Source organism: Evansella sp. AB-P1, assembly GCF_029688925.1.
Lineage (GTDB): Bacteria > Bacillota > Bacilli > Bacillales > Salisediminibacteriaceae > Evansella.
Window position 1 is genome coordinate 28,642 of record NZ_JARUKY010000027.1, and the last position, 20,830, is coordinate 49,471.

A 20,830-nucleotide genomic window follows, 5' to 3' on the forward strand; every position below is an offset into this window, starting at 1 on the left:
TTTAGAATGACATCGTCCCATATTCAAATGAATGAAATGGAAGTGATACCAATGAAAAATAAATTACAAAAGGGACTGAAACTATCCATTATATTAGTCATGATCTCTTTAGGGAGTTTAATAATAGGGTGCGGACATGGAACTGATGGAAACAATGGAAGTATAGATGAAGGAAGGAGTTCTTTTTCAAATAATACTGATAGTAAAGATGAACCTGTTACTGACTTACCATACGTCATGACAGAATTAGAAGACATGAGTACTGGCGACTTATGGGAACAAACAGAATATGCCTCCAAAACTGGAAGATGGTTTTTTCATAATGGTGAGGGGCTTCTTGGGTATGGAGTTACCTCTGGAACAAAACAAGCAGGAGTAGAATTTTCCATTACATTTTTTTCACATAAAGAGGATGGTGATTTGATGGATCGTTCTGTTCGTATTCAATTGACGGAACGAAATAATCATCATGAAAAAATAGAGTTGATTACAGACGAAGAAGTAGATGTAAATGTAGTAGAAGGAAATGAAATCATCTACAAAGGTAACCTACCAGAGAAAGAAAATACATCGTATATTCTTAGTGTTGAAGTACTAGACAAGGAAGGGAATGTGGAAGACACACTCCTATCATCTATAAACGTCCCAAAAGAAGAATTGAATGCCTATCTAAAAACGGATAAAGAAGTGTATTTAACGGGTGATTCAAAGTTAACCTTAATTTTAAAGAATGAAGGTCCAACTGATTTATTTTTTGGAACATATTATACGATTGAGAAAAGAGTGAATGATTCCTGGGAAGTAGTACCAATAAACAAAGCATTTCCTGATATAGGGATAATCTTACACGATGGCAAAGAACATAAAGAAACGATCGAGATCGATGAGCTTGATAATGGAAAGTATCGAATTAAAAAGGAAGTTCATGTAGATGGATTAGATTTATCCGAAGAGCTTACAGCTGAGATTGAAATAAAATAAAGGCACAAAAAGGAAAGTAACGTTTTTTTTCAAAAGGTGGTTCATCCGTTCCATGCGGAAAAGCTTTTACCATAATCATAAGTGCGACATCCGTTCATTCTTTACGGTGACTTCTTTACCGTGGGGTACGGCCTCAACTTCCTACCACTTACTCAGTAAGTGCTAGGGGATTTTCGTCTCGTGCTGATCCCACTGGAGTCGCCGCCTTCCACTCCTGAACCAATAATTATTTTCAGGATGGCCTTCTAGTTAAATAAAAATTATATTTTGTTACCTACAATTAGTACTTGGTATTAAACTCAGGTCAAAGTATAATAAAAGGAAGAATGAATTTAAAAGGAGGAATATATACGTGGCTAAAAAGAAAATTGCATTTGTAACAGACAGTACTGCTTATTTAACGGAGGATCTCCTTGCACACCCCGATGTGTATGTAGTACCAATTGTGGTTATTTCAGAGGGAAAAGAATATGAGGATGGGGTTAATTTATCATCGGATCAATTATATGAAATGATTCGAAATAATAAAGAGGTTCCGAAAACATCACAGCCATCTGTAGGAACCTTTGTTAACTTATATGAACAATTAAAAAAGGAGTATGATCATGCCATTGCAATCCACGTTTCTAATAAGCTAAGTGGAACGGTTTCCAGCTCAACGACTGGTGCAGAGCAAGCTGATTTTAGTGTGGAAGTTGTGGATTCATTAGCCCTTTCTTATATTATTACGACACTTCTATACAAAGGTCTTGATCTTATGAAGGAAGACTTAGATGTAAAAGAAGTAGCTAACAAATTGAGAGTGGAAGCTACAAGAGCAAGAAACTTAATTTTGTTAGGAAACTTAGAGCAATTATATAAAGGTGGAAGAATGTCAGGGGCACAATTTTTACTCGGAAACGTACTTCAGATTAAGCCAATCCTTTCAATTAATTTAGAGGGAGAATTAGGGTTATTAGAACGAGTTCGTTCAGAAAAGAAAGCAACAAATAGAATCGTACATTTATTGAAGGAATCCTGCGAAGAAAATAATGTGAAGCAAGTGCAACTTATGCATGGAAACGTGTTGGAAAAAGTATTAGCATTAAAGGAAAAAATAGTAGAAGAAATCCCTGGATTAGATGTTGTCATTGGAGAAATTAGTTCCTCCTTAGCTGTTCATGCTGGTGAAGGTACGATCGCCATGATTTGGCATTTAGAAGAATAATTATACAAAAAAATAGCGATATTATTGAAATTCATAAAAGCAAATATTTAATATATTAAATATCGGATGTCATTCTAGCCATAACCCGATTGTAAATAGGGAAACAAAAAGAATAGCATGTATAAGCGGAACAGTCATCCATTTATATGAATGGATATACTTTCCATCTAAATAACTTTTCCAGCTCAAAACACATGAAACAACAACAGTCAGAACATATAATAATAAAAATAAGTACAAAAATGCAAGAAAATTAAAAAATGAATTCAAATTTGCAATGGACATAATCCCCATTAAAGCTACAAATGCCCATACCAATAAGGACAAGGCATAGAAGATATTTGCAACAATATTTAATACTAAGGCAGGCCTTTTATTATTCATTTTTTTACCCCCTCAAATAAAGAATAATCTAATTATAGTCTAACTCACTTTTTATTTAAATACTGAATTTTCTGAAATTACTAGTTAAATAAAAACAACGATTAGATTTTTAACTAATCGTTGTTTTTCGTTAAATGGATGTTTAATTATTTTTTACTATATAGTTACTCTCACTATTTTTCACTAGTGAGATAGCGTTTGTCCTTAAGGAATAATCGCCAGAACCAAATGAATAAAGGAATGAGAATAGCCATCATAACAATGTAACCCCAAAGTAACGATTGATACATAGCAAAATTTGTTAATCCGTCAAAGATGGTTAGCTCAGGATAAACAATGTAAGGCATATGAGCCCATCCATAAGCGAAGCTAGCTATTGCATATTGCAAAACAATAAGAATAACCGCTATCCGTGGCTGACCTATACGTACTTTTTTGGAGGGCCACCATAGAGCACTATAACCGATAGAGAATGCAAACATACTTAAGGCAAATAACTCCCATTCCCTAGCCATATTTTCTACCATCCACACGGCCTCTGGAATTAATGTCAATGTAGCTGCGACGGCAAAGCTTAACATAATTGGTCCAAAAATAATGGCATTTTTCCTATATTCCTCATAAGTTTCATTAGAATTAGCTTCCCTTGCATAGTCACTTAAAAACAAAGAGGAGAGGAACAACTGACTTGCAAGACCAAAACCGATGTGAGCATACACAGTAGGACTTGTTAAGACCTTGTTAAATAAAATGTAATGACGGTCTCCAACTACTTCAATAAATCCACCGATAATAATTGGTAGGACAGTAAGCATTAATGCAGGTATTAACAACCCTGTTATACCAGAAATATAACGCAAAACTTTCGTATACTTCTGAACTGTGTAGGAATACACCATAAAGGCACTACGAATCGTTAATAAAAATAAAACTAAACTGACAGGAACAATCATCAACGATCCAAGAGCAAATGCTGCTCCAGGGAAAAAGCCAGCCAATGCTACCACAAATAAGACAAGAAATACATTTGTTACTTCCCATGATGGGGACAAATATAAGTTTGCAAAGTTAGCAGCAGTGGTACCCTTTCGTTCATAATAATACATCGCCCAAAATCCAGCACCGAAGTCGATGGCCCCACCAATAGCATATATAAATAAAAACAACCAAATGATCGAAATTGCTACATAAGCTTCATGCAATGGAATTCCCCCTATTAAATCGATGGTGTCACTTGATATTCATTAACCAGTGGGTTCCGTTGGAAATAAAAACGCATCACCAGTGCTGTTATAACAAGTAATAAAATATATAAGGAAATAAACAAGACTAAAATGAATCCAAGATTTCCTGAGGCTGTTGCAGCGTCAGCCGTCCGTTGGAAGTTCATGATTGTCCAAGGCTGTCTTCCAATACATGCAAAAAACCAGCCAGTTTCCATTCCGATCAAAGCGAAAGCACCGCATGGTACGAGAGCAAGCAGTAACCAGGTAGGGTAAGGCTTCTTCCTAAATATAGACCACCAGAGGAGTGCACCTATTGATACACCAATTAACAATGTTCCAATTCCTACCATGACATTAAAAAGAGTATGAACAAAGAGTGGAGGCCAATCCTCCTGTTGAAAATCATTTAAACCAATAACAACACCTTCCGTTGATCCAGTAGCTAACCAGCTAAGCATCCCAGGAACTTCTAACCCTCCAACTACTCGGTTTGCCTCAGGATCAGGGGTACCCATAATCGCTAGTGGAGCATTAGATTGCGTTTCAAACAATCCTTCTGCTGCTGCTAACTTAACAGGGACATAATTATGTAAACCGACTGCAGCTTTATGGCCAGTAGAAGCCGTCCAAATGGATGTTGCGGCCCCGATTACTAAAGCGATCATTAATCCCTTTCGATAATAGCTTACTTCCTTAGGATTTAAATTTCCCCGCAATAGTCGATAAGCTCCAACAGAAATGACAACAAAGGCAGTAGTCATATAGGCGCTACTCACAACATGAACGGCCGTATAACTAAATGCTGGATTTAACACTGCTTGCCAAGGCTGAACATTGGCAATTTGCCCTTCAACAACCTCAAAACCAGTAGGTGTATTCATCCATGACTGGACATTAGTAATTAATACGGCAGAAGCAGTTGCACCAAGGGCCACAAAGAACACACTAATAATTCGCATTGTAGAAGATAGACGATTGGCTGCGTAAATATAAATGGATAAAAAAAGTGCTTCCACAAAGAAAGCAAAAATTTCAATGGCAAATGGTAAGGCAATAACCTGACCAACTACCTCAATAAATCCTGGGAATGTGAGAGATATCATAACACCTACTATAGTTCCAGAGGGAATAGCAACCCCAAGTAAAATAGCAACCCCCTTCGTCCAACGTTTGGCTAGGATGGCATAGTCGTTATCTTTCGTAAAAAGTCTAACTAATTCTGCTATAAGTATCATAAAGGTAAGCCCAACACCTAACGTTGCAAAAATAATATGAAACGCTAAGGAGGAACCAAAAAGGGTTCTAGCAAGTAACACATTATCCATTACACTACCTTCCTCTCTTAACAATTATTAACAATGTTATTGTCTATTGAGAGAGGAAGATTTATACATATTTATCAAAATGATTCTTCAATCTAATTCAAGAAAATTAGCTATTTCAGTCCAGTAATCCTCACTAGATTGGATATTGTTATGGTTCCGTCCTTCAAATATGATTTGTTCAGCATCTCCCTGCCACGTTTCAACTAGTTTCATGGAATGAGATGGAGGAATGATTCGATCCTCCTCAGCAATAAGTGTAAGCATGGAAGTATCAATGTGCTCTGCTCGAGAAACATTATCAAAGTGGTGCTTCAATAGCCATTGAACAGGCAAAAAAGGATAACGATCTCGAGAAACATTCGTTAAGCTATCATAAGGAGAAACGAGAACAATCTTGTCTAGCTCTCTTTCTGCTCCTAAATAAACAGCTATCCCAGTTCCCATACTTCTTCCCATCACAGAAATCTGTTCTCCATCAATATCATCACGACTAGCCAAGTAGTCATACATGTGTAAAGCATCGTGAAACATCGCTTCTTCACTAGGAGAACCTCCACTTCTCCCATAGCCACGATAATTCATTAATAAGACAGAATGATCACCTAAATCCTCCCCAAGATGAATTAAATGAGAAACCTCCTCTGCATTTCCTCCAAAATAAATAAGCACAGGAGAAGGGCTTTCCCTGTTATTATTATGAACCAACCACCCGTGAGTACTTACCTCTTCTGAAACCTGTAGTTCCACCTCTTCCACATGATCGTATGTATGATGGATATACTGTATCCTTTCATCAGAAATTCCTTGAGGATAAAACAACAAACGATCCTGAAAGAAATAAAATCCAGAATACATGAGGAAGACTACTAAAAAGAATAAACTTATTATTCCTCCAATCATTTTTCCAACCTTCCCCTTTATAAACCACATATGAAAAACCTCCTCCACTAAAAATGATTAATACACTCTGAATAGAAAAATACCCTTATAGGAGCACGAAAAAACTATTGAAATCTGTCGAAAATTGAATAATACTAGATAGAGAACACTAGCAAGTATCACAATAAATATCATCGGATATCGAATGATTTAAGAATAAGTCTATCAAAAATGCAGAATAGGACTAATAAAAATAAATAGTTAAGGAGATTAATAATGAAAAAAGTATTAAGAGAAATTGGGAAAATAGATAAGAAAAAATTCATACCTTCAGTACTATTATTTTTTATATTATTTTTAGGAGGAATCTTTGTACTCTCCTCTATCAATAATAGTGAAGCAATACTGAATGAACAAGCACAAAATGAAACAAACGAAGAAGAGCATAATGAAAATAACAATGAAACAAATGATAACAATGAACCACTAACCATTGACGAAGAAGAATCAAGTGAAACACAAGAAACAGACCCGACAGAGGAAGAAGAAATTAAAGATGATGAAGATCAATCTTCGGAAAAAAATGAAGCTGAGAATGCGAACGTAGATTTAAAGAAAGAAGAACCAGCTTCAGAACAACAACGTAATGAGCAGCAAGAACATACACAAGAAGACTCTAATTCTAATAAAGAACGTGAAAGTAAGACACCAACTCAAACTAAGGAAGATCCAAAAAAGAATGAAGAGGTAAAAAAAGAAGAATCAAAACCATCAGCATCAAATAGTCAAAAACAACAGGAAGAACCAAAAAAAGTAAGTAACAATCAAATCTCTCAGTTTGAACAACAAGTGATTGAACTAACGAATGTGGAAAGAAGGAAGCACGGGTTATCTAACCTAAAAGGAGATACAGCTTTAGGAAATGTAGCACGTACAAAATCAACGGACATGTTAAATAAACAATATTTTGCTCATAATAGTCCAACGTACGGAACTCCCTTTGAAATGATGGATTCCTTTAATATACACTATCGAGCTGCAGCAGAAAATATTGCCATGGGACAACGTACACCAGAGCAAGTAGTAAATGCTTGGATGAATAGTGAAGGGCACCGGAAAAATATTTTAACAGCTGAATTTACCCATATTGGAGTAGGATATGAAACTACTGGTCATTATTGGACACAAATGTTTATTACAAAAGTGGAAGAACCAAAATCCATGTCAGATAATGAATTAACAGCAATTGAAAATCGTGTCATTGAATTAACGAATGCAGAAAGAAGAAAAAATGGACTTTCTGAATTAAAAAGAGATAAGCAATTAAGTAAAGTAGCTAGAACACGAACAAATGATATGCAAAAAAATGAGGATCTCTCATCTGGACCAATATTCGAAATGATCAATAATGCTGGAATCTCTTATTCATCCGCTGCAGTAAACCTAGGAAAAGGACCAGATTCTGCAAAAGGAGTAGTAGAGTTCTGGTTAAACAGTGATAATCAAAGGAAGAATATGCTTAATAAAGATGCTACCCATGTTGGAGTAGGCTACAATCAATATGGTCATTATTGGACACTTGTTATAATCAGATAATCCTAAAAGGACTCAGAGATTTTATTAACTCTAAGTCCTTTTTTTACTTTATATCCATTTAACAGTTAAACTATCTTTCTTGATGCAATTTTTTCCAATATGATAAACTAGAATATATTCCAATTTTCATAACATTTTAGGTTAAAAGGGGAGTTATTACTGTGAAGCCACTGTCTATTATTTCCATTATTCTTATTTCAGTCATATCTTTAGGTACTTTAATATATGCACTTGTAAATAATAATGAGACAGCTAGTAATACAAACTACGAAATATCTGATGACGTTGAAAGAAATGATGACCTCGAAAATGATGAATTTATACAAGGTAATGGAGAAAATAATGATGCATTTGTAGATGATGGTGGAAGTATGATAGAAGTTGCAGAAGTGTTTCCCATGATCATGTCTGAAGGTGCTGTTCAAAATGCAATACATCATATGTCTCATCAAAAGGTATTTGCTAAAGAAAAATGGGGACATATACAAATAACAGATGAAAGAATTAATCGTTTGCTAGAAGTTATAGATTATAACTCATACAGTCATGAGGAACTATACAGACAGATTTTAGAACGTTGGGCAATTGGAGATTTTTCTCAAGCAGTAGAAGATCATAATTCTATATGGAGATTACAAAATGGCACGATTGGAAAGGCCACTAGGCTATTAACGGAAGAAGAGGAAAAAGAATATATCATGAAGCACTTTAACTAATAAAAGCATGGGAACTAGAATTCATTCTCATGCTTGTTTTTTCGTTTTGGAGTAAGGAAATAACCTTTGTGAAATGAACTTTGTAATATAGTAATTATATGTCAAAATCGTGAAATTACAATGAGTTGTGATATAACTCACATCATACCCCTTTAAAGTTTTATAAGATGAGAATGAGAAACATTCTTAATTAAATTAGCTGCATGTATAACGTTTCTAATTTCTTTAAAAAGAATGATTAGAATGAATAGATTGTAAGGTAATACGTGAACTTTTATGAAATCTTAAGGGGGAGATAAGATGAGTGAAGTAATAAATAACCGAGAGAAAAATAAATTAGAAAGCACAGAACGACAAAAGATGCTAAAGGAAATTATGAAGGAGTTACACGACGGAAAACCAGTAGAAGCTGTAAAAGCTAAATTTGAAGAGGCAATTGGTGGAATAAGTGTTAGTGAAATTTCAAAGATGGAACAAGCACTTATGGAGGAAGAAGGTATCCCAGTTTCTGAGGTACAACGACTGTGCTCCGTTCATACAGAAGTATTCAAAGGATCCATTGAAGATATTCATGGAACAGATGATAAGTTTAGAACGGAAGGTCATCCTGTCCATACGTTTATGTTAGAAAATAAAGAAATTGATAGAATGGTTAACTTTACACTTGCCTTACATCTTGAACAATTTAAAAAAGAACAAACAGAAGAACAATTAATGAAGCTACAGGAAGATTTAACAAAGTTATTAACGATTGATCTACACTACAGTCGAAAAGAAAATTTATTGTTCCCTTATTTAGAGAAATACGGTATTTTTGGGCCCACTCAAGTCATGTGGGGAGTGGATGATCGTATTCGAGACGCCATAAAAAATACAGTTAAGATGTTGAAGGATGAGTCTTGGACAAAGGATGAGCTAATTTCGTCAATTCAATACATTATCGACGAAGTGTCAGAAATGATTTTTAAGGAAGAAAATATTCTCCTTCCTATGTCTCTTGAACATTTAACAGAGGACGAATGGTTAAAAATTGAAAGGGAGGGGGATGTAATTGGATACACATTTATTGATCCACCTGCTCCTTGGAAGCCAGAACGTGTCCCATTAAAGGGGGATGGTGCATTTCTAGCAGATGGAATCATTAAAATGGAAACAGGTCTTCTATCTGTTAAACAGATGGAACTAATGATGAGTCATCTGCCAATTGATATTACTTATATTGATGAAAACGATATCGTTCGATTCTTTTCACACGGAAAAGATCCAATTTTCCATCGTACAAAGTCAGTTATTGGTCGTTCCGTTCAAAATTGTCACCCGCCAAAAAGTGCCCATATAGTAGAGGATTTACTTGATGATTTCAAGTCTGGTAGAAAAGATACAGAAGATTTTTGGATTCAATTCAAAGAAAAATATGTGTTCATCCGTTATTTCGCAGTTCGTGATGAGTATGGGGCCTATAAAGGAACACTAGAAATGAAACAAGATATCAAACCGATACAAGAGATCACTGGGGAAAAACGTTTAATGTCATAAGAACAATGAAGCATGAGATCATTTAGATCTCATGTTTTTTTTATCGAGTTCATTGTTTTAAATTAAATAATTTAAAAACAATGAAATATAAAAAAACTAGAAGAAAGATGTTGTTATGAAGTGGCGTTTACTGTATTATATAAAACGTAACAATTACGATTTGAGTCCAATAGTTGAAAATCATGCATATAAAGAGGTGTTGTTTATGAATAAGAAAGTTCCTGTTACAGTGTTAAGTGGATATTTAGGATCAGGAAAAACCACATTGTTGAATCATATATTAACGAACCGTGAAAATAAGAGAGTTGCAGTAATTGTTAATGACATGAGTGAAGTTAACATTGATGCAGCAATGGTAAAGCAAGGTGGATTTTCACGGACAGATGAAAAATTAGTAGAATTACAAAATGGCTGTATTTGTTGCACATTACGAGAGGATTTAGTGATTGAGGTTGAAAAATTAGTCCATTCGGGGGATATTGACTACATTGTCATTGAATCCTCTGGTATTTCAGAACCTATTCCTGTGGCACAGTCTTTTACATATGTTGATGAAGGCCTTGGAATTAACTTAGGGGAAATATGTAAGCTCGATACGATGGTTACAGTTGTGGATGCTAACCGTTTTTGGGAGGATTATGCATCTGGTGAAAGCTTATTAGATAGGCAACAGGGAAATGATGAACATGACATCCGTGAAGTAGTAGATTTACTTATAGATCAGATTGAGTTTGCCAATGTAATTATATTAAATAAAATTGACTTAGTAGAAGAAGAGGATGCAAAAGAGCTAAAAAGTATGCTAATGAAGTTAAATCCAGAAGCTAAGGTAATAGAGACTATCCAGTCCAATGTTTCCTTAAGAGAAATCATGGATACAAATTCTTTTGACTTCGAAAAAGCAAGTCAAGGTGCAGGTTGGATAAAGGAGCTTAATGAAGAACACATTCCAGAAACGGAGGAATACGGAATTAGCTCCTTTGTCTACAGAAGAAGACGTCCATTTCATCCTGAGAGATGGATGAAGTGGTTAGAAAATTGGCCAGTAGATATTGTGAGGGCAAAAGGGTTCTTTTGGTTAGCTACACGAAACAATATGTCAGGATTACTATCTCAAGCAGGTTCCTCCTTAACGATTCAAGCTGCTGGAGAGTGGGTTGCAGCATACTCTGATGTAGAAAAGGAACAAACATTAAAGGAAGAACCGGAGCTACTTGAAAGATGGGATCCCCGTTTCGGAGATAGAATGACTGAGCTTGTTTTTATTGGGATTGATATGAATCAAGAAGAAGTAGAAGAAAGATTAGATAGCTGTTTGTTAACAGATACAGAAATGGAGATGGAGTGGAAACAATTGATCGATCCATTACCAGCCTTTAATGAATGAAGCATAGAAGAAATGGCTTCTAGTCTTGATTAAGTATTTTTTTAGAAACGAACAACCTAAATCTACCGTTAAATAAAGTGAATATACAGAAAAGTGTATAAATTCTCTTGAAATGGTAATTGCTTATAAAAAGCGATTACCATTTTTTATGTTACTGAATTCATAGAAAGGAGTTCAGCTGAGAATGAAAAAATTTATGTTTATCACTATATATATAATTTTTCTAGTGATTTCTGTATTTTTCATAAATGAGAATTTAAAAGTAAATAACGAGTTAGCTTTACTAGAAGCAGAGAACAAATTGATTCAAGGTGAAAAGGAAGCCCTACAATTTCATATAGAAAATGTAGTGGCGAAAAGGCAGCGTGAAAAAGAGAAGTTTGAAGAAGCGTTGGAGCTTGAAAGAATAAAGACTTACATTAAAAATAAACCAGATGAAGAGTATGTAGCCGGATATTTACTATGGGAAGAAGCTAATATACTAGGAGAATTTTTCTATGACGATAGTGAAGGTAAATTCAAGAGGGACTGGGGAAAATTCTTGGCATTAGAAGCAATTGAAAAAGATATAGATCCTCTTATCGTTTACGAATTAATCAGGGTCGAAACAGGAGGAACCTTTAATCCAAATACAATAGGTCCACAAACACAGTTTGGACGAGCCTATGGATTAGCTCAATTTATGAAAAATACAGGACCGTGGGTTGCTGAAATGGCCGATTTGCCGTACTACGATTCATTATTATTTGATCCATTGTATTCGATACAGCTAGCTGTAACTTATTTAGATTTCTTATACAAGCAATATGATAACTGGGATTACGCATTGACTGCTTATCATAGAGGAATATATGGTTTAAAAAACTATATTGAACAAAATGGTCATGGGAAAAGCTGGTATGCAGTGGAGATTCAAGAAGCTGCAGAAAATCAAGAATTACTAGCTACTAATTGAAGGGAGTAGATAACATGTAACTACTCTCTTCTTTTTGATATATTCATACTTCTCTTTTGCACTCTAACCCCTATAGAAACTATAAATATTATAGTAAGTATCATAATTTTTATTATATGAAAATTATTTCAGTAATTGTTTTGTGGAAGAAGTAAGCGTATACTTAGTGGGACTTCGTCATTATATACGTGTTCGAAATAAAAGGATGGTGCTAATATGAAAAAAGTTGTTGTAACAGGTGGGAGTGGCCGTCTAGGTCCTTCGGTAATAAAAGAATTTTTAGACCATGGTTATGATGTAATTAACGCAGACAATAAATATCCAAAAGAAGCACTTTGTAAAACAATTATTACAGATTTAACAAATTTAGGTGAAGTATACGGAGTGCTAGCTGGTGCAGATGCAGTGATTCATTTGGCAGCAATCCCAGTGGCTAATTCTCACCCTAACGAAGTAACCTTTAGAAATAATGTAATGTCTACATATAATATTTTGGAAGCGGCAGGTAATCTAGGAATTAAAAAAGCAGTCATTTCTTCTAGTGAAGCGTCATATGGAATATGTAATACAAAACATAATTTAACACCACAATATGTTCCAATGGATGAAGAACATCCACAATTGCCTGAGGATAGCTATGGCTTATCAAAAATAGCAAATGAAGAAACGGCAAATATGATTCATCGTAGAACGGGGATGCAAGTCGTATCCATGCGATTAGGGAATGTGATTTCACCAGAAATGTATGACAAGTTTCCATCATTTATTAAAAAGCCAGAATTACGAAAAAAATTATTGTGGAGTTATATTGATGCAAGAGATGCAGCAACTGCTTATCGATTAGCGATTGAAACGGACGGCCTTGGTTCAGTAGTTCTCAACATTGCAGCAGATGAAACAAGTATGGATATAGAAAGTAAACAATTAATGGAGACTTCTTTTCCATCGGTAAAAGATTTCCGTGAAGATTTATCTGGGTTTGACACTTTATTAAGCAATAAAAAAGCAAAAGAACTTCTAAATTGGCAGCCAATTCATCGTTGGAGAGATTATGTAAAATAATTCTCGTTAGTTTTGTGTGGTTACTATGGCAATATTCGTCAGCCTTTAGAAGGGTTGGCGGATTTTTGCTATTATTGAAGTAATATAAAGAAACTTTTGCAAATTAAACTTTAAAGCCACAATAAACTATATAGAAGGGTGATGGTATATTGAATAGAAATAATACTGCTTTAAAAGAAAACCAAGCTATATCAATGAATAACAAACAAAGAAATCCATATAAAGATGGACCCTTTTGGGGCATATGTATTGGACATGCTTTTACACACTGGTACCCAGCATCTATGTATATATTGCTACCTTACATTGTTCTTGCCTATGATTTTTCATTAACGCAAGCAGGAATGCTTTTTACAATTAAATCTATTGTTACTGCATGCTTAACAATGCTTATTGGTGCAATTACCGATATGTCGACTAAAAAGCATTTATTTTTAGCAACCTCCCTTGTTTTAGTAGGTTTGCCGTTTCTTTTTATTGGGTTTGTTCAGTCTTATTGGATTATTGCTTTATTATTCGTCATCATGGGTGTTGGTAATCAATTTTGGCACCCGGCTGCATACACAACACTTTCTTCTAGGTATCCTGACCAACGTGGCTTAACATTTGGTTACCATGCAATGGCCTCTAATCTGGGAGATATGGTTGCACCAATCGTGGTAGGGGCATTGATTGTTATTTACACGTGGCAAGAAATCATTGTTTGGAATTTCGCACCAGGTGCCATATTTGCTGTATTTATATTAATCTCGTTACGTAAAATGACGGTTGTGGTAGAAGACAATGAAACTAGTGGAGTGAAAGATGAAAAAAATTCTAAGCTATCAAGCTATATTGAAGGATTAAAAGATTTATTTAAAAATAAATCTGTTCTGCTAATAGCTTTACTTAGTGGAATTCGTTCTATGGCACAAAGTGGAATTATGATTTTATTACCTTTATACTTAGCCCTAGAAATAGGGATAAATGCTTTATGGGTAGGAATTACCCTAGGTATATTACAAGGGGGCGGATTAATCGCTGCACCGATTGTTGGAAGGATGTCAGATATATCGGGACCACGAAAAATTTTAACGTCTTCTATGATATTAACCTCCGTTATGATTGTCATCGTATCTCTTATTCAAGTCGATTGGTTGCTTATTGGGACTATTGCATTACTAGGTTTTTTCTTGTTTGCAATGAGACCAGTCCTACAAGCTTGGGCAATGGAAAGTACACAGACGAAAATGGCTGGAACGACAACAAGTTTATTATTCACAATTCAATCAATTATGGGAGCTAGCTCACCGATTATTGGTTCCTTTTTAGCAGAAGCATACGGCTTTTCCTATGCATTTTATTTTCTAGCCATTGTGATCCTTGCTGGAAATATCGTTGTATATTTTATTCCGAAAACAGATAAGGAGCTTGCTCGATTAGGTAAAGCATAGAATGTAATTGCTCCTTTCATAAAAATAATTGTATTCAATGAATGGTGTCATTCAAGCAAAAGAGTGGAAAGGATCCTTTTATCCTTTCCACTTTTTGAGTCTTATTCTAGTTTATTTAAAAAAGGGAGCCTAATACTAATCTTATATTTTATTAGAATAAGGATGGTTATAAGCATAGGTAGTAAGGCAGTAAATAGCACTGTAATAATACGTAACCATGGATTTTGGAAAATCTCTTCGAAACTTAATGAAAATAATTGGATATATGCTAATGAAAATACTAATTCATATATAGCTAAAAATGCGAATACTATTAATGCCATAAGTAATGCACTTAAAAATTTGTATTTGAAAATGATAATAATAAAAAATGCAAAAGCTAAGGTGTTAAAAATAGGCTTTAATGAGCTCTGAAAATAAATAGTTAATTAGAATGCTATTAATCCATACAACATGGAAAATAAAAGGTGAGGCTTGAGTTTGTCCTTAACAGTAATACCTACTAAGAGAAAGCTTAGAGTAATCATTAGAAAAGCTTCTGGAAAAGATAATAAAAAATAACTATACCATGCCATATAAAAAATCCTCCATATTACAACTCTGTTTATCCTCTATGTAAGTGAAACTTGCACCATGGAGGATAAAAATACTCATCTAGAAGTTCATCTGTTCTATGCGGAAGCTTTCACCACAGGCATAAGTGCGACATCTGTTCATAATTCACAGTGTCTTCTTTACCGTGGGGCACGGCCTCAACTTCCTAGCACTTACTCGGTAAGTGCTAGGGGATTTTCGGACTCGTGCTGATCCCACTGGAGTCGTCACCCCTCATTCCTGAACTAACGCTTATTTTCAGGGTACACAACATAACTTTAACTAATTGAGAGATTGGTGTTTTCTTTAGGGGTGCAGATTATAATAGTAACTTCGTCCGCTGAAAAATTCATATCAATTGTTCCGCTATATTTCTTCGTTACCTCATCAATAATAGCAAGACCAAAACCCCTTTGTTCTTTACTAGCTTTCGTTGAAAAACCTATTTTATAATAGACCCTATTAAAAATAATAAACTAACAATTTGGATTAAAACGATAAAAAATATATATTGAATCATCATATCCCTATTCTCTTCCTTAAAATATGAGTTATAAGAATGCGGCTCAATACAGGATCCTCTCACTCAAACAAACTATAGCATAATATCAATGTACAAAATAAAGCATTTATGAAAGAAAGGTAGACAGTTTTCCTTCCTTTATTTTACTTATGATAAACTATATTAAGAGAGATGATTTTAGGAGGGTGAATAAATGTTCAATCGTACTTCATTTATTGTAAAACGAAAAGCTAAAAGATATAAACAGTGGCTTGAGAAGGTGTTGGTGTACCCATATCCCTTTGAAATATCTGGGCGAAGTTATTTCTTAGTTGATTATATAAAACTAAAACAAGCGACCGCTTCTGGAGTATTTTCTGATAGTGAGGAAGTTGTACAGGATGCGAAAAAAGCTCACAAATATTTGTATCAGTTTTATCGACTATATGAAAAGATAAGAGACGAAGGACAAGCACGTGCACAAGTGAACTTTGACTTCTTCCGTGTTCCTCTTGCTAAAATGGATGAAAATCCTAATCCAAAATGGGATGGGGCATACACATTTATAAAGAACCTTTTAAGCTATCAACTTACTTTTCGTAAAACCTATGATGATTTTTGGAAGCACATTAGGGAACGGAAGGATGAAAACCTTCCACTAACAGAAGAACAATTGGAGCTTGCCATTTATACTGCAGCGAAGTTAGACACAATTCAATTACATGTCGTATATGAATTGTCCAAACGTACTCATGTATTAAAGGAATGGAAGAAGGAAATGGAGCAAACTGGGCTTTGGAAAGATTTAAAGAGAGAGCAACAAGTTTTTTACACACAGCTAATGGAAAATGAAGAATTTCTGAAAGAAGAAGCTAAAAAGGTGAAAAGTGATAATTTTGACCAAGCTCTAAAAATAAACCATAAAACAATGGCTAACTATATGCTTAAGGAACAAAAGTCAGATCAAGAGATATTACGCTATCCATAACAGAAAAGGAAAAAGAGAGCAGGGTGATGGATTTTGATAACGGACAATTTTGACAATCGTGTTGCTATTATTATTTATTCGATAGGTTTAATCAATATTATTCTAGGTATATTGCTAAGTATTATATTATTGTTCAATAGTCCCATTTTTGGAATTACGTTTGGTTTATCTGCATTTGTTTCAGGGATTTTACTTATTGGTTTTGCTTATATCATTGAATATATAGAACGTTTAATCCAGCAATCAGAAATACAGGTTCGTACACAAACGATGCTTCGAACGGACATGGAGAAAATGAATAAAAATCTAGAAGCATATTTACAGTATTCTACATCAAACAGTAAAGAAGAAAGTAGTTTAGAAGTAAGTAGAGAAGAAGATACTACTAATAAAAACAATGTTCTTTCTACGTTAGAAGTCGATGATACAAAAGAAGTACCTCTTATTGCTTTAGGAGATATATACCGATATTTTGATCAGAAGTATAATCAGAAGCCAACTGAAGTGAAAGGGACTACCTATACAGACTATTATGTTGTTTGTATCGGAGCAAATCTAAAAAAAATAATTAAAGTTGAAGATAAAAGGATTATAGAGTTGCTGTAAGGATTAAACGGATAATTATAAGTAAAAGATAGGGATACATATTCCAAAAAAGTGTGCTCGTGAAAATGACTATCAAATGGAAAGTAATTTGGTGGTCATCTTTTTTATTTATCCTTCAATTGGCAAGTACTTGACAAGGGTGGTTAAAAATAACAATGTTGAAATTATGATAAAATATTTTTTAAAACACTTATCATTTCTTTAATGATAAAACAAGGAGAAAAGTAATGGCAGTAGGACGTAATAAATCTCATAAAAATCCCTTTTTAACCTTAGTACTATCGACGAGGATTCCAAAAACTCCATTTGTTATTGGTATATTAGGAAGTTTACTTACGACAATTGTGGGACTTTCCATTCCATTGTTAACGAGAGAAATGGTGGATGGCTTTACAGTCGAGTCAATAAGTGGTTTCCTTATTGCTATTCTTGGTATTGCTTTTATTGCTAGAGCAGCCATTGATGCAATTTCTAGATATTTTTTAGCTTATGTTGGTCAACAAATTGTAGCACGACTTCGTGAAAGAATGCTATCAAAACTCATTCGTCTTCCTGTTAGTTATTTTGATAAGAAAACTAGTGGAGAATCCGTTAGTCGTGTTGTAAATGATACTGGTATCGTAAAGGATTTAATATCACAGCATTTCCCCCAATTTATTACTGGTATCGTTTCTATAGTTGGTGCAGTAATCATTCTTGTCATTATGGATTGGAGAATGACCATATTAATGTTTATTTGTGTACCTATTACCATATTAATTATGCGTCCACTTGGGAGAAAAATGAGAAAGATTTCTCGTGGAATACAAGATGAAACAGCAAGCTTTTCTGGAAAGGTTCAACAGACAATAAGTGAAGTACGATTAATGAAAGCATCTAATGCTGAAAAAGCAGAGGAGAATAAGGGATTAAATGGAATTGAAAATTTACTAGCATATGGGTTGAAGGAATCACGGATTTTAGCCGTTATCGCACCATTAATGCAACTTGTACTAATGACTGTTATCGTTTTAATTATTGGATATGGAGGTATAAGAGTTGCAGAAGGAACAATGACAACGGGATCACTCGTTGCTTTTATCCTTTATCTGTTTCAAATTGTGATACCTCTAACTTCTTTTACCATGTTCTTTACTCAGCTTGAAAAGGCAAAAGGGGCAACAGAACGGATGATTGAGATATTAGACTTGAATGAGGAAATTGGACAAGGTGGCTTGGAATTAGATATATCAAATAAGCCAGTGTATTACGATGGTATTTCCTTTTCTTATAGTGAGGACGAACCTGTTTTAAAGGAGATTACATTTGAAGTACAACCAGGAACGATGGTTGCTTTTGCAGGACCTAGTGGTGGTGGAAAAACGACAGTCTTTGGCTTATTAGAAAGGTTTTACGAACCAACTGAGGGACGAATTCTTATTGGGAGTACCTCAATAACAGAATTGAATGTAGTATCATGGCGTAGTCAAATCGGTTACGTTTCACAAGAGAGTCCTATGATTGCCGGAACAATCCGTGAAAATCTTTCTTATGGCATGGAAGGCGTAGTTGAAGATGAACAGTTATGGGCAGTTGCGAAGATGGCTTACGCAGATCAATTTATCAAAGAATTCCCAAATAAACTGGATACAGAGGTAGGCGAACGAGGTGTAAAGCTTTCAGGAGGACAAAAGCAACGGATAGCAATTGCAAGAGCATTTTTACGAGATCCGAAAATTCTCATGATGGACGAGGCAACGGCAAGTTTAGATAGTCAGTCGGAGAAAATTGTGCAGCAAGCACTGACGCGCCTCATGAATGGGAGGACCACCTTTGTCATTGCCCATCGTTTATCTACAATTGTGAATGCAGATAAAATTATTTTTATTGAGAAAGGTGAAATTACTGGCATAGGAACGCATGTAGAATTAGCTAACACCCATCCACTCTACAGAGAGTTTGCCCAACAGCAATTGACTTAAGACAGGTGCCAGGCACCTGTCATTTTTTTCTAATCAAAATATGATTAACCCGCATATTGTTGCTACTAAAAGTCCAATGACAACAGGTATGAAGCTTTTTCGAACTAATTCAAGGACTGATATTTTTGCAAATCCTGCAATAGCGATAATTGGAGACCAAGCTACAAGGGTTCCACCTCCAACCCAAATGGCTCCCATTTGACCTATTGATGCAAGGGTAGCTGGGTCCACACCTGCGGATGAAGCTAATGCTTCAGATAATGATCCAATTAAAGGAAGAGCAGAAAATCCTGAACCATCAAGACCAGAAATCATTCCAAGAGCTAAAATACCGAGAGCTGTAACGAGAACATTGTCAGGAATATATGCTTGACTAGCTTCCACAAGGTCAAATAAAAAAGCTGGTCCTTTATCTTCTTCTACTTGGAAAATTTGTGCTGATAATTCACCACTACCAATAAAGAAAAAACCAGCAACTGGAATTACTAATCCCATTACTTTAAATGCGAATACGAAACCGTTGACTATATGGTCGCTTACTTCTTGTAATGTCTTACGATAACTTCGGAAGACAGAGATCGTTAACATTAGGATAATTGCTGTTCCTCCCACTAAAGAGGCACCGGCTCCATCTTCAATAGAGGGAAGGATAGTGGAAAAAGTAGCAATAACCACATATGCAACGATAATCAAAAATACGGATGGAACAAGAAAGGCAAATAACTGACTGTATTTCCCTTTTTTTACTTCTAAATCTTCACCATTTAATTTTACGTCCTCATCACCACTATTTTCCCAATCAATTAAATTTTTTTGTGCTGGTTTTTTTATTGATTTTCTTACCATAAAATAGGCAATTGTTAAGGATATTACCCCGGCAATAAGTGATAAGATAAGCGTTTGTTCCCCAATCACACTAGGATCTATACCACTACTGGAAGCAGTTAATCCAGGTGCTACTCCGAGTATGAAATCTGAAGAAAGAGCCATTCCGTGACCTGCTAGGGAGATGGCAATCGCAGCACCGATTGGTGATAAGCCTGCCTTTATAGCAACAGGGATTAGTAGAGCTCCAATTAAAGGAACAGCAGGTGCTGGCCAAAAGAACAATGATAAAAAGTACGTTACACCTATTAAGATTAAAAAGGATGTATGCCCGTTTTTCATTACCTTTTGAAATGGAACGACCATCTGTTCGTCTGCACCTATTGATTTAATTGAACGTAGTAAAGCCGTCATAATTGCAATGATCAAAAAGATATCAAACAGCTCAGTAGCTGCTGTTAAACTAGCATTAAAAATTGCATGTATTCCTCCCATGAAGGAATTTGTATATGCCCATGCCACGATAAAACTCATTACTATTGCTGGTACAACTACATTTTGTCTCAAAAGCATTGTAAAGATAATGAGACAAATTCCTGCTAAATATAGCCAATGTGCCATCATAAGTTCCATGAGTTCTAGTCTCCTTTAGAGAAATTTTCAAATA

Annotated in this window: 19 protein-coding genes; 12 read left to right on the forward strand and 7 right to left on the reverse strand. The window is 35.0% G+C overall.

Annotated elements, in window-relative coordinates; all coding sequences use genetic code 11:
* The first annotated feature begins 51 nt into the window (after positions 1–51).
* Positions 52–981 carry an immunoglobulin-like domain-containing protein gene (locus QA612_RS20525; RefSeq protein WP_278285703.1) on the forward strand — a complete coding sequence of 310 codons (930 nt, stop codon included), beginning with the start codon at positions 52–54 and terminating at the stop codon, positions 979–981.
* A gap of 352 nt (positions 982–1,333) precedes the next feature.
* Positions 1,334–2,188, forward strand: a complete 855-nt coding sequence (locus QA612_RS20530; protein ID WP_278285704.1) for a DegV family protein — start codon at positions 1,334–1,336, stop codon at positions 2,186–2,188.
* A 69-nt stretch (positions 2,189–2,257) separates the two neighbouring features.
* On the opposite strand, the gene QA612_RS20535 is transcribed toward QA612_RS20530, so the two are convergent.
* The 4 genes from QA612_RS20535 to QA612_RS20550 form a co-directional block, all read right to left on the reverse strand.
* The gene (locus tag QA612_RS20535) at positions 2,258–2,572 is read right to left on the reverse strand and encodes a hypothetical protein (RefSeq protein WP_278285705.1); all 315 of its coding nucleotides are present in this window, start codon (positions 2,570–2,572) and stop codon (positions 2,258–2,260) included.
* 173 nt (positions 2,573–2,745) lie between these two features.
* The gene (locus tag QA612_RS20540; RefSeq protein WP_278285706.1) at positions 2,746–3,774 is read right to left on the reverse strand and encodes a cytochrome d ubiquinol oxidase subunit II; all 1,029 of its coding nucleotides are present in this window, start codon (positions 3,772–3,774) and stop codon (positions 2,746–2,748) included.
* A 14-nt stretch (positions 3,775–3,788) separates the two neighbouring features.
* On the reverse strand, positions 3,789–5,123 hold the full coding sequence (locus tag QA612_RS20545; RefSeq protein ID WP_278285707.1) for a cytochrome ubiquinol oxidase subunit I: 1,335 nt from the start codon (positions 5,121–5,123) through the stop codon (positions 3,789–3,791).
* Positions 5,124–5,210: 87 nt separating this feature from the next.
* Positions 5,211–6,053, reverse strand: coding sequence for an alpha/beta hydrolase (locus tag QA612_RS20550; protein WP_278285708.1), 843 nt, complete (start codon positions 6,051–6,053; stop codon positions 5,211–5,213).
* A gap of 225 nt (positions 6,054–6,278) precedes the next feature.
* Here QA612_RS20550 and QA612_RS22540 point away from each other — a divergent pair, with 225 nt between their 5' ends.
* From QA612_RS22540 to QA612_RS20590, 7 genes are all read left to right on the forward strand, one after another.
* Positions 6,279–7,598, forward strand: coding sequence for a CAP domain-containing protein (locus tag QA612_RS22540; protein WP_481804460.1), 1,320 nt, complete (start codon positions 6,279–6,281; stop codon positions 7,596–7,598).
* Between the two features lie 161 nt (positions 7,599–7,759).
* The gene (locus QA612_RS20565; protein WP_278285709.1) at positions 7,760–8,314 is read left to right on the forward strand and encodes a DUF6241 domain-containing protein; all 555 of its coding nucleotides are present in this window, start codon (positions 7,760–7,762) and stop codon (positions 8,312–8,314) included.
* A 300-nt stretch (positions 8,315–8,614) separates the two neighbouring features.
* Entirely contained in the window at positions 8,615–9,850 is a 1,236-nt protein-coding gene (locus tag QA612_RS20570) for a DUF438 domain-containing protein (protein ID WP_278285710.1), read from the forward strand.
* Between the two features lie 205 nt (positions 9,851–10,055).
* Entirely contained in the window at positions 10,056–11,237 is a 1,182-nt protein-coding gene (locus QA612_RS20575; RefSeq protein ID WP_278285711.1) for a GTP-binding protein, read from the forward strand.
* 184 nt (positions 11,238–11,421) lie between these two features.
* Positions 11,422–12,192, forward strand: a complete 771-nt coding sequence (locus QA612_RS20580) for a lytic transglycosylase domain-containing protein (RefSeq protein WP_278285712.1) — start codon at positions 11,422–11,424, stop codon at positions 12,190–12,192.
* Positions 12,193–12,408: 216 nt separating this feature from the next.
* Positions 12,409–13,254, forward strand: coding sequence for an NAD-dependent epimerase/dehydratase family protein (locus tag QA612_RS20585; RefSeq protein ID WP_278285713.1), 846 nt, complete (start codon positions 12,409–12,411; stop codon positions 13,252–13,254).
* A 149-nt stretch (positions 13,255–13,403) separates the two neighbouring features.
* Entirely contained in the window at positions 13,404–14,687 is a 1,284-nt protein-coding gene (locus QA612_RS20590; protein ID WP_278285714.1) for an MFS transporter, read from the forward strand.
* 428 nt (positions 14,688–15,115) lie between these two features.
* On the opposite strand, the gene QA612_RS20595 is transcribed toward QA612_RS20590, so the two are convergent.
* Both QA612_RS20595 and QA612_RS22545 read right to left on the reverse strand, forming a co-directional pair.
* Positions 15,116–15,262: a hypothetical protein gene (locus QA612_RS20595; protein ID WP_278285715.1), complete on the reverse strand. Its 147-nt coding sequence runs from the start codon at positions 15,260–15,262 to the stop codon at positions 15,116–15,118.
* Positions 15,263–15,559: 297 nt separating this feature from the next.
* Positions 15,560–15,754 (reverse strand): GHKL domain-containing protein, encoded by a 195-nt coding sequence (locus tag QA612_RS22545; RefSeq protein ID WP_481804462.1) that lies wholly within the window; start codon positions 15,752–15,754, stop codon positions 15,560–15,562.
* 243 nt (positions 15,755–15,997) lie between these two features.
* On the opposite strand from QA612_RS22545, the gene QA612_RS20600 reads away from it, so the two are divergent.
* The 3 genes from QA612_RS20600 (at position 15,998) to QA612_RS20610 (ending at position 19,338) form a co-directional block, all read left to right on the forward strand.
* Positions 15,998–16,771, forward strand: a complete 774-nt coding sequence (locus QA612_RS20600; protein ID WP_278285716.1) for a hypothetical protein — start codon at positions 15,998–16,000, stop codon at positions 16,769–16,771.
* A 33-nt stretch (positions 16,772–16,804) separates the two neighbouring features.
* Positions 16,805–17,377: a hypothetical protein gene (locus QA612_RS20605; RefSeq protein ID WP_278285717.1), complete on the forward strand. Its 573-nt coding sequence runs from the start codon at positions 16,805–16,807 to the stop codon at positions 17,375–17,377.
* Positions 17,378–17,604: 227 nt separating this feature from the next.
* Positions 17,605–19,338 (forward strand): ABC transporter ATP-binding protein, encoded by a 1,734-nt coding sequence (locus QA612_RS20610; RefSeq protein WP_278285718.1) that lies wholly within the window; start codon positions 17,605–17,607, stop codon positions 19,336–19,338.
* Positions 19,339–19,371: 33 nt separating this feature from the next.
* On the opposite strand, the gene QA612_RS20615 is transcribed toward QA612_RS20610, so the two are convergent.
* Positions 19,372–20,796 carry a hypothetical protein gene (locus tag QA612_RS20615; RefSeq protein WP_278285719.1) on the reverse strand — a complete coding sequence of 475 codons (1,425 nt, stop codon included), beginning with the start codon at positions 20,794–20,796 and terminating at the stop codon, positions 19,372–19,374.
* Between the last annotated feature and the right edge of the window lie 34 nt (positions 20,797–20,830).

Coding starts and splice junctions, on each gene's coding strand:
- QA612_RS20525 (WP_278285703.1), top strand. CDS start 52: ATGAAAAATAAATTACAAAAGGGACTGAAACTATCCATTATATTAGTC.
- QA612_RS20535 (WP_278285705.1), bottom strand. CDS start 2,572: ATGAATAATAAAAGGCCTGCCTTAGTATTAAATATTGTTGCAAATATC.
- QA612_RS20545 (WP_278285707.1), bottom strand. CDS start 5,123: ATGGATAATGTGTTACTTGCTAGAACCCTTTTTGGTTCCTCCTTAGCG.
- QA612_RS20550 (WP_278285708.1), bottom strand. CDS start 6,053: ATGTGGTTTATAAAGGGGAAGGTTGGAAAAATGATTGGAGGAATAATA.
- QA612_RS22540 (WP_481804460.1), top strand. CDS start 6,279: ATGAAAAAAGTATTAAGAGAAATTGGGAAAATAGATAAGAAAAAATTC.
- QA612_RS20570 (WP_278285710.1), top strand. CDS start 8,615: ATGAGTGAAGTAATAAATAACCGAGAGAAAAATAAATTAGAAAGCACA.
- QA612_RS20575 (WP_278285711.1), top strand. CDS start 10,056: ATGAATAAGAAAGTTCCTGTTACAGTGTTAAGTGGATATTTAGGATCA.
- QA612_RS20580 (WP_278285712.1), top strand. CDS start 11,422: ATGAAAAAATTTATGTTTATCACTATATATATAATTTTTCTAGTGATT.
- QA612_RS20585 (WP_278285713.1), top strand. CDS start 12,409: ATGAAAAAAGTTGTTGTAACAGGTGGGAGTGGCCGTCTAGGTCCTTCG.
- QA612_RS20595 (WP_278285715.1), bottom strand. CDS start 15,262: ATGGCATGGTATAGTTATTTTTTATTATCTTTTCCAGAAGCTTTTCTA.
- QA612_RS20600 (WP_278285716.1), top strand. CDS start 15,998: ATGTTCAATCGTACTTCATTTATTGTAAAACGAAAAGCTAAAAGATAT.
- QA612_RS20610 (WP_278285718.1), top strand. CDS start 17,605: ATGGCAGTAGGACGTAATAAATCTCATAAAAATCCCTTTTTAACCTTA.
- QA612_RS20615 (WP_278285719.1), bottom strand. CDS start 20,796: ATGGAACTTATGATGGCACATTGGCTATATTTAGCAGGAATTTGTCTC.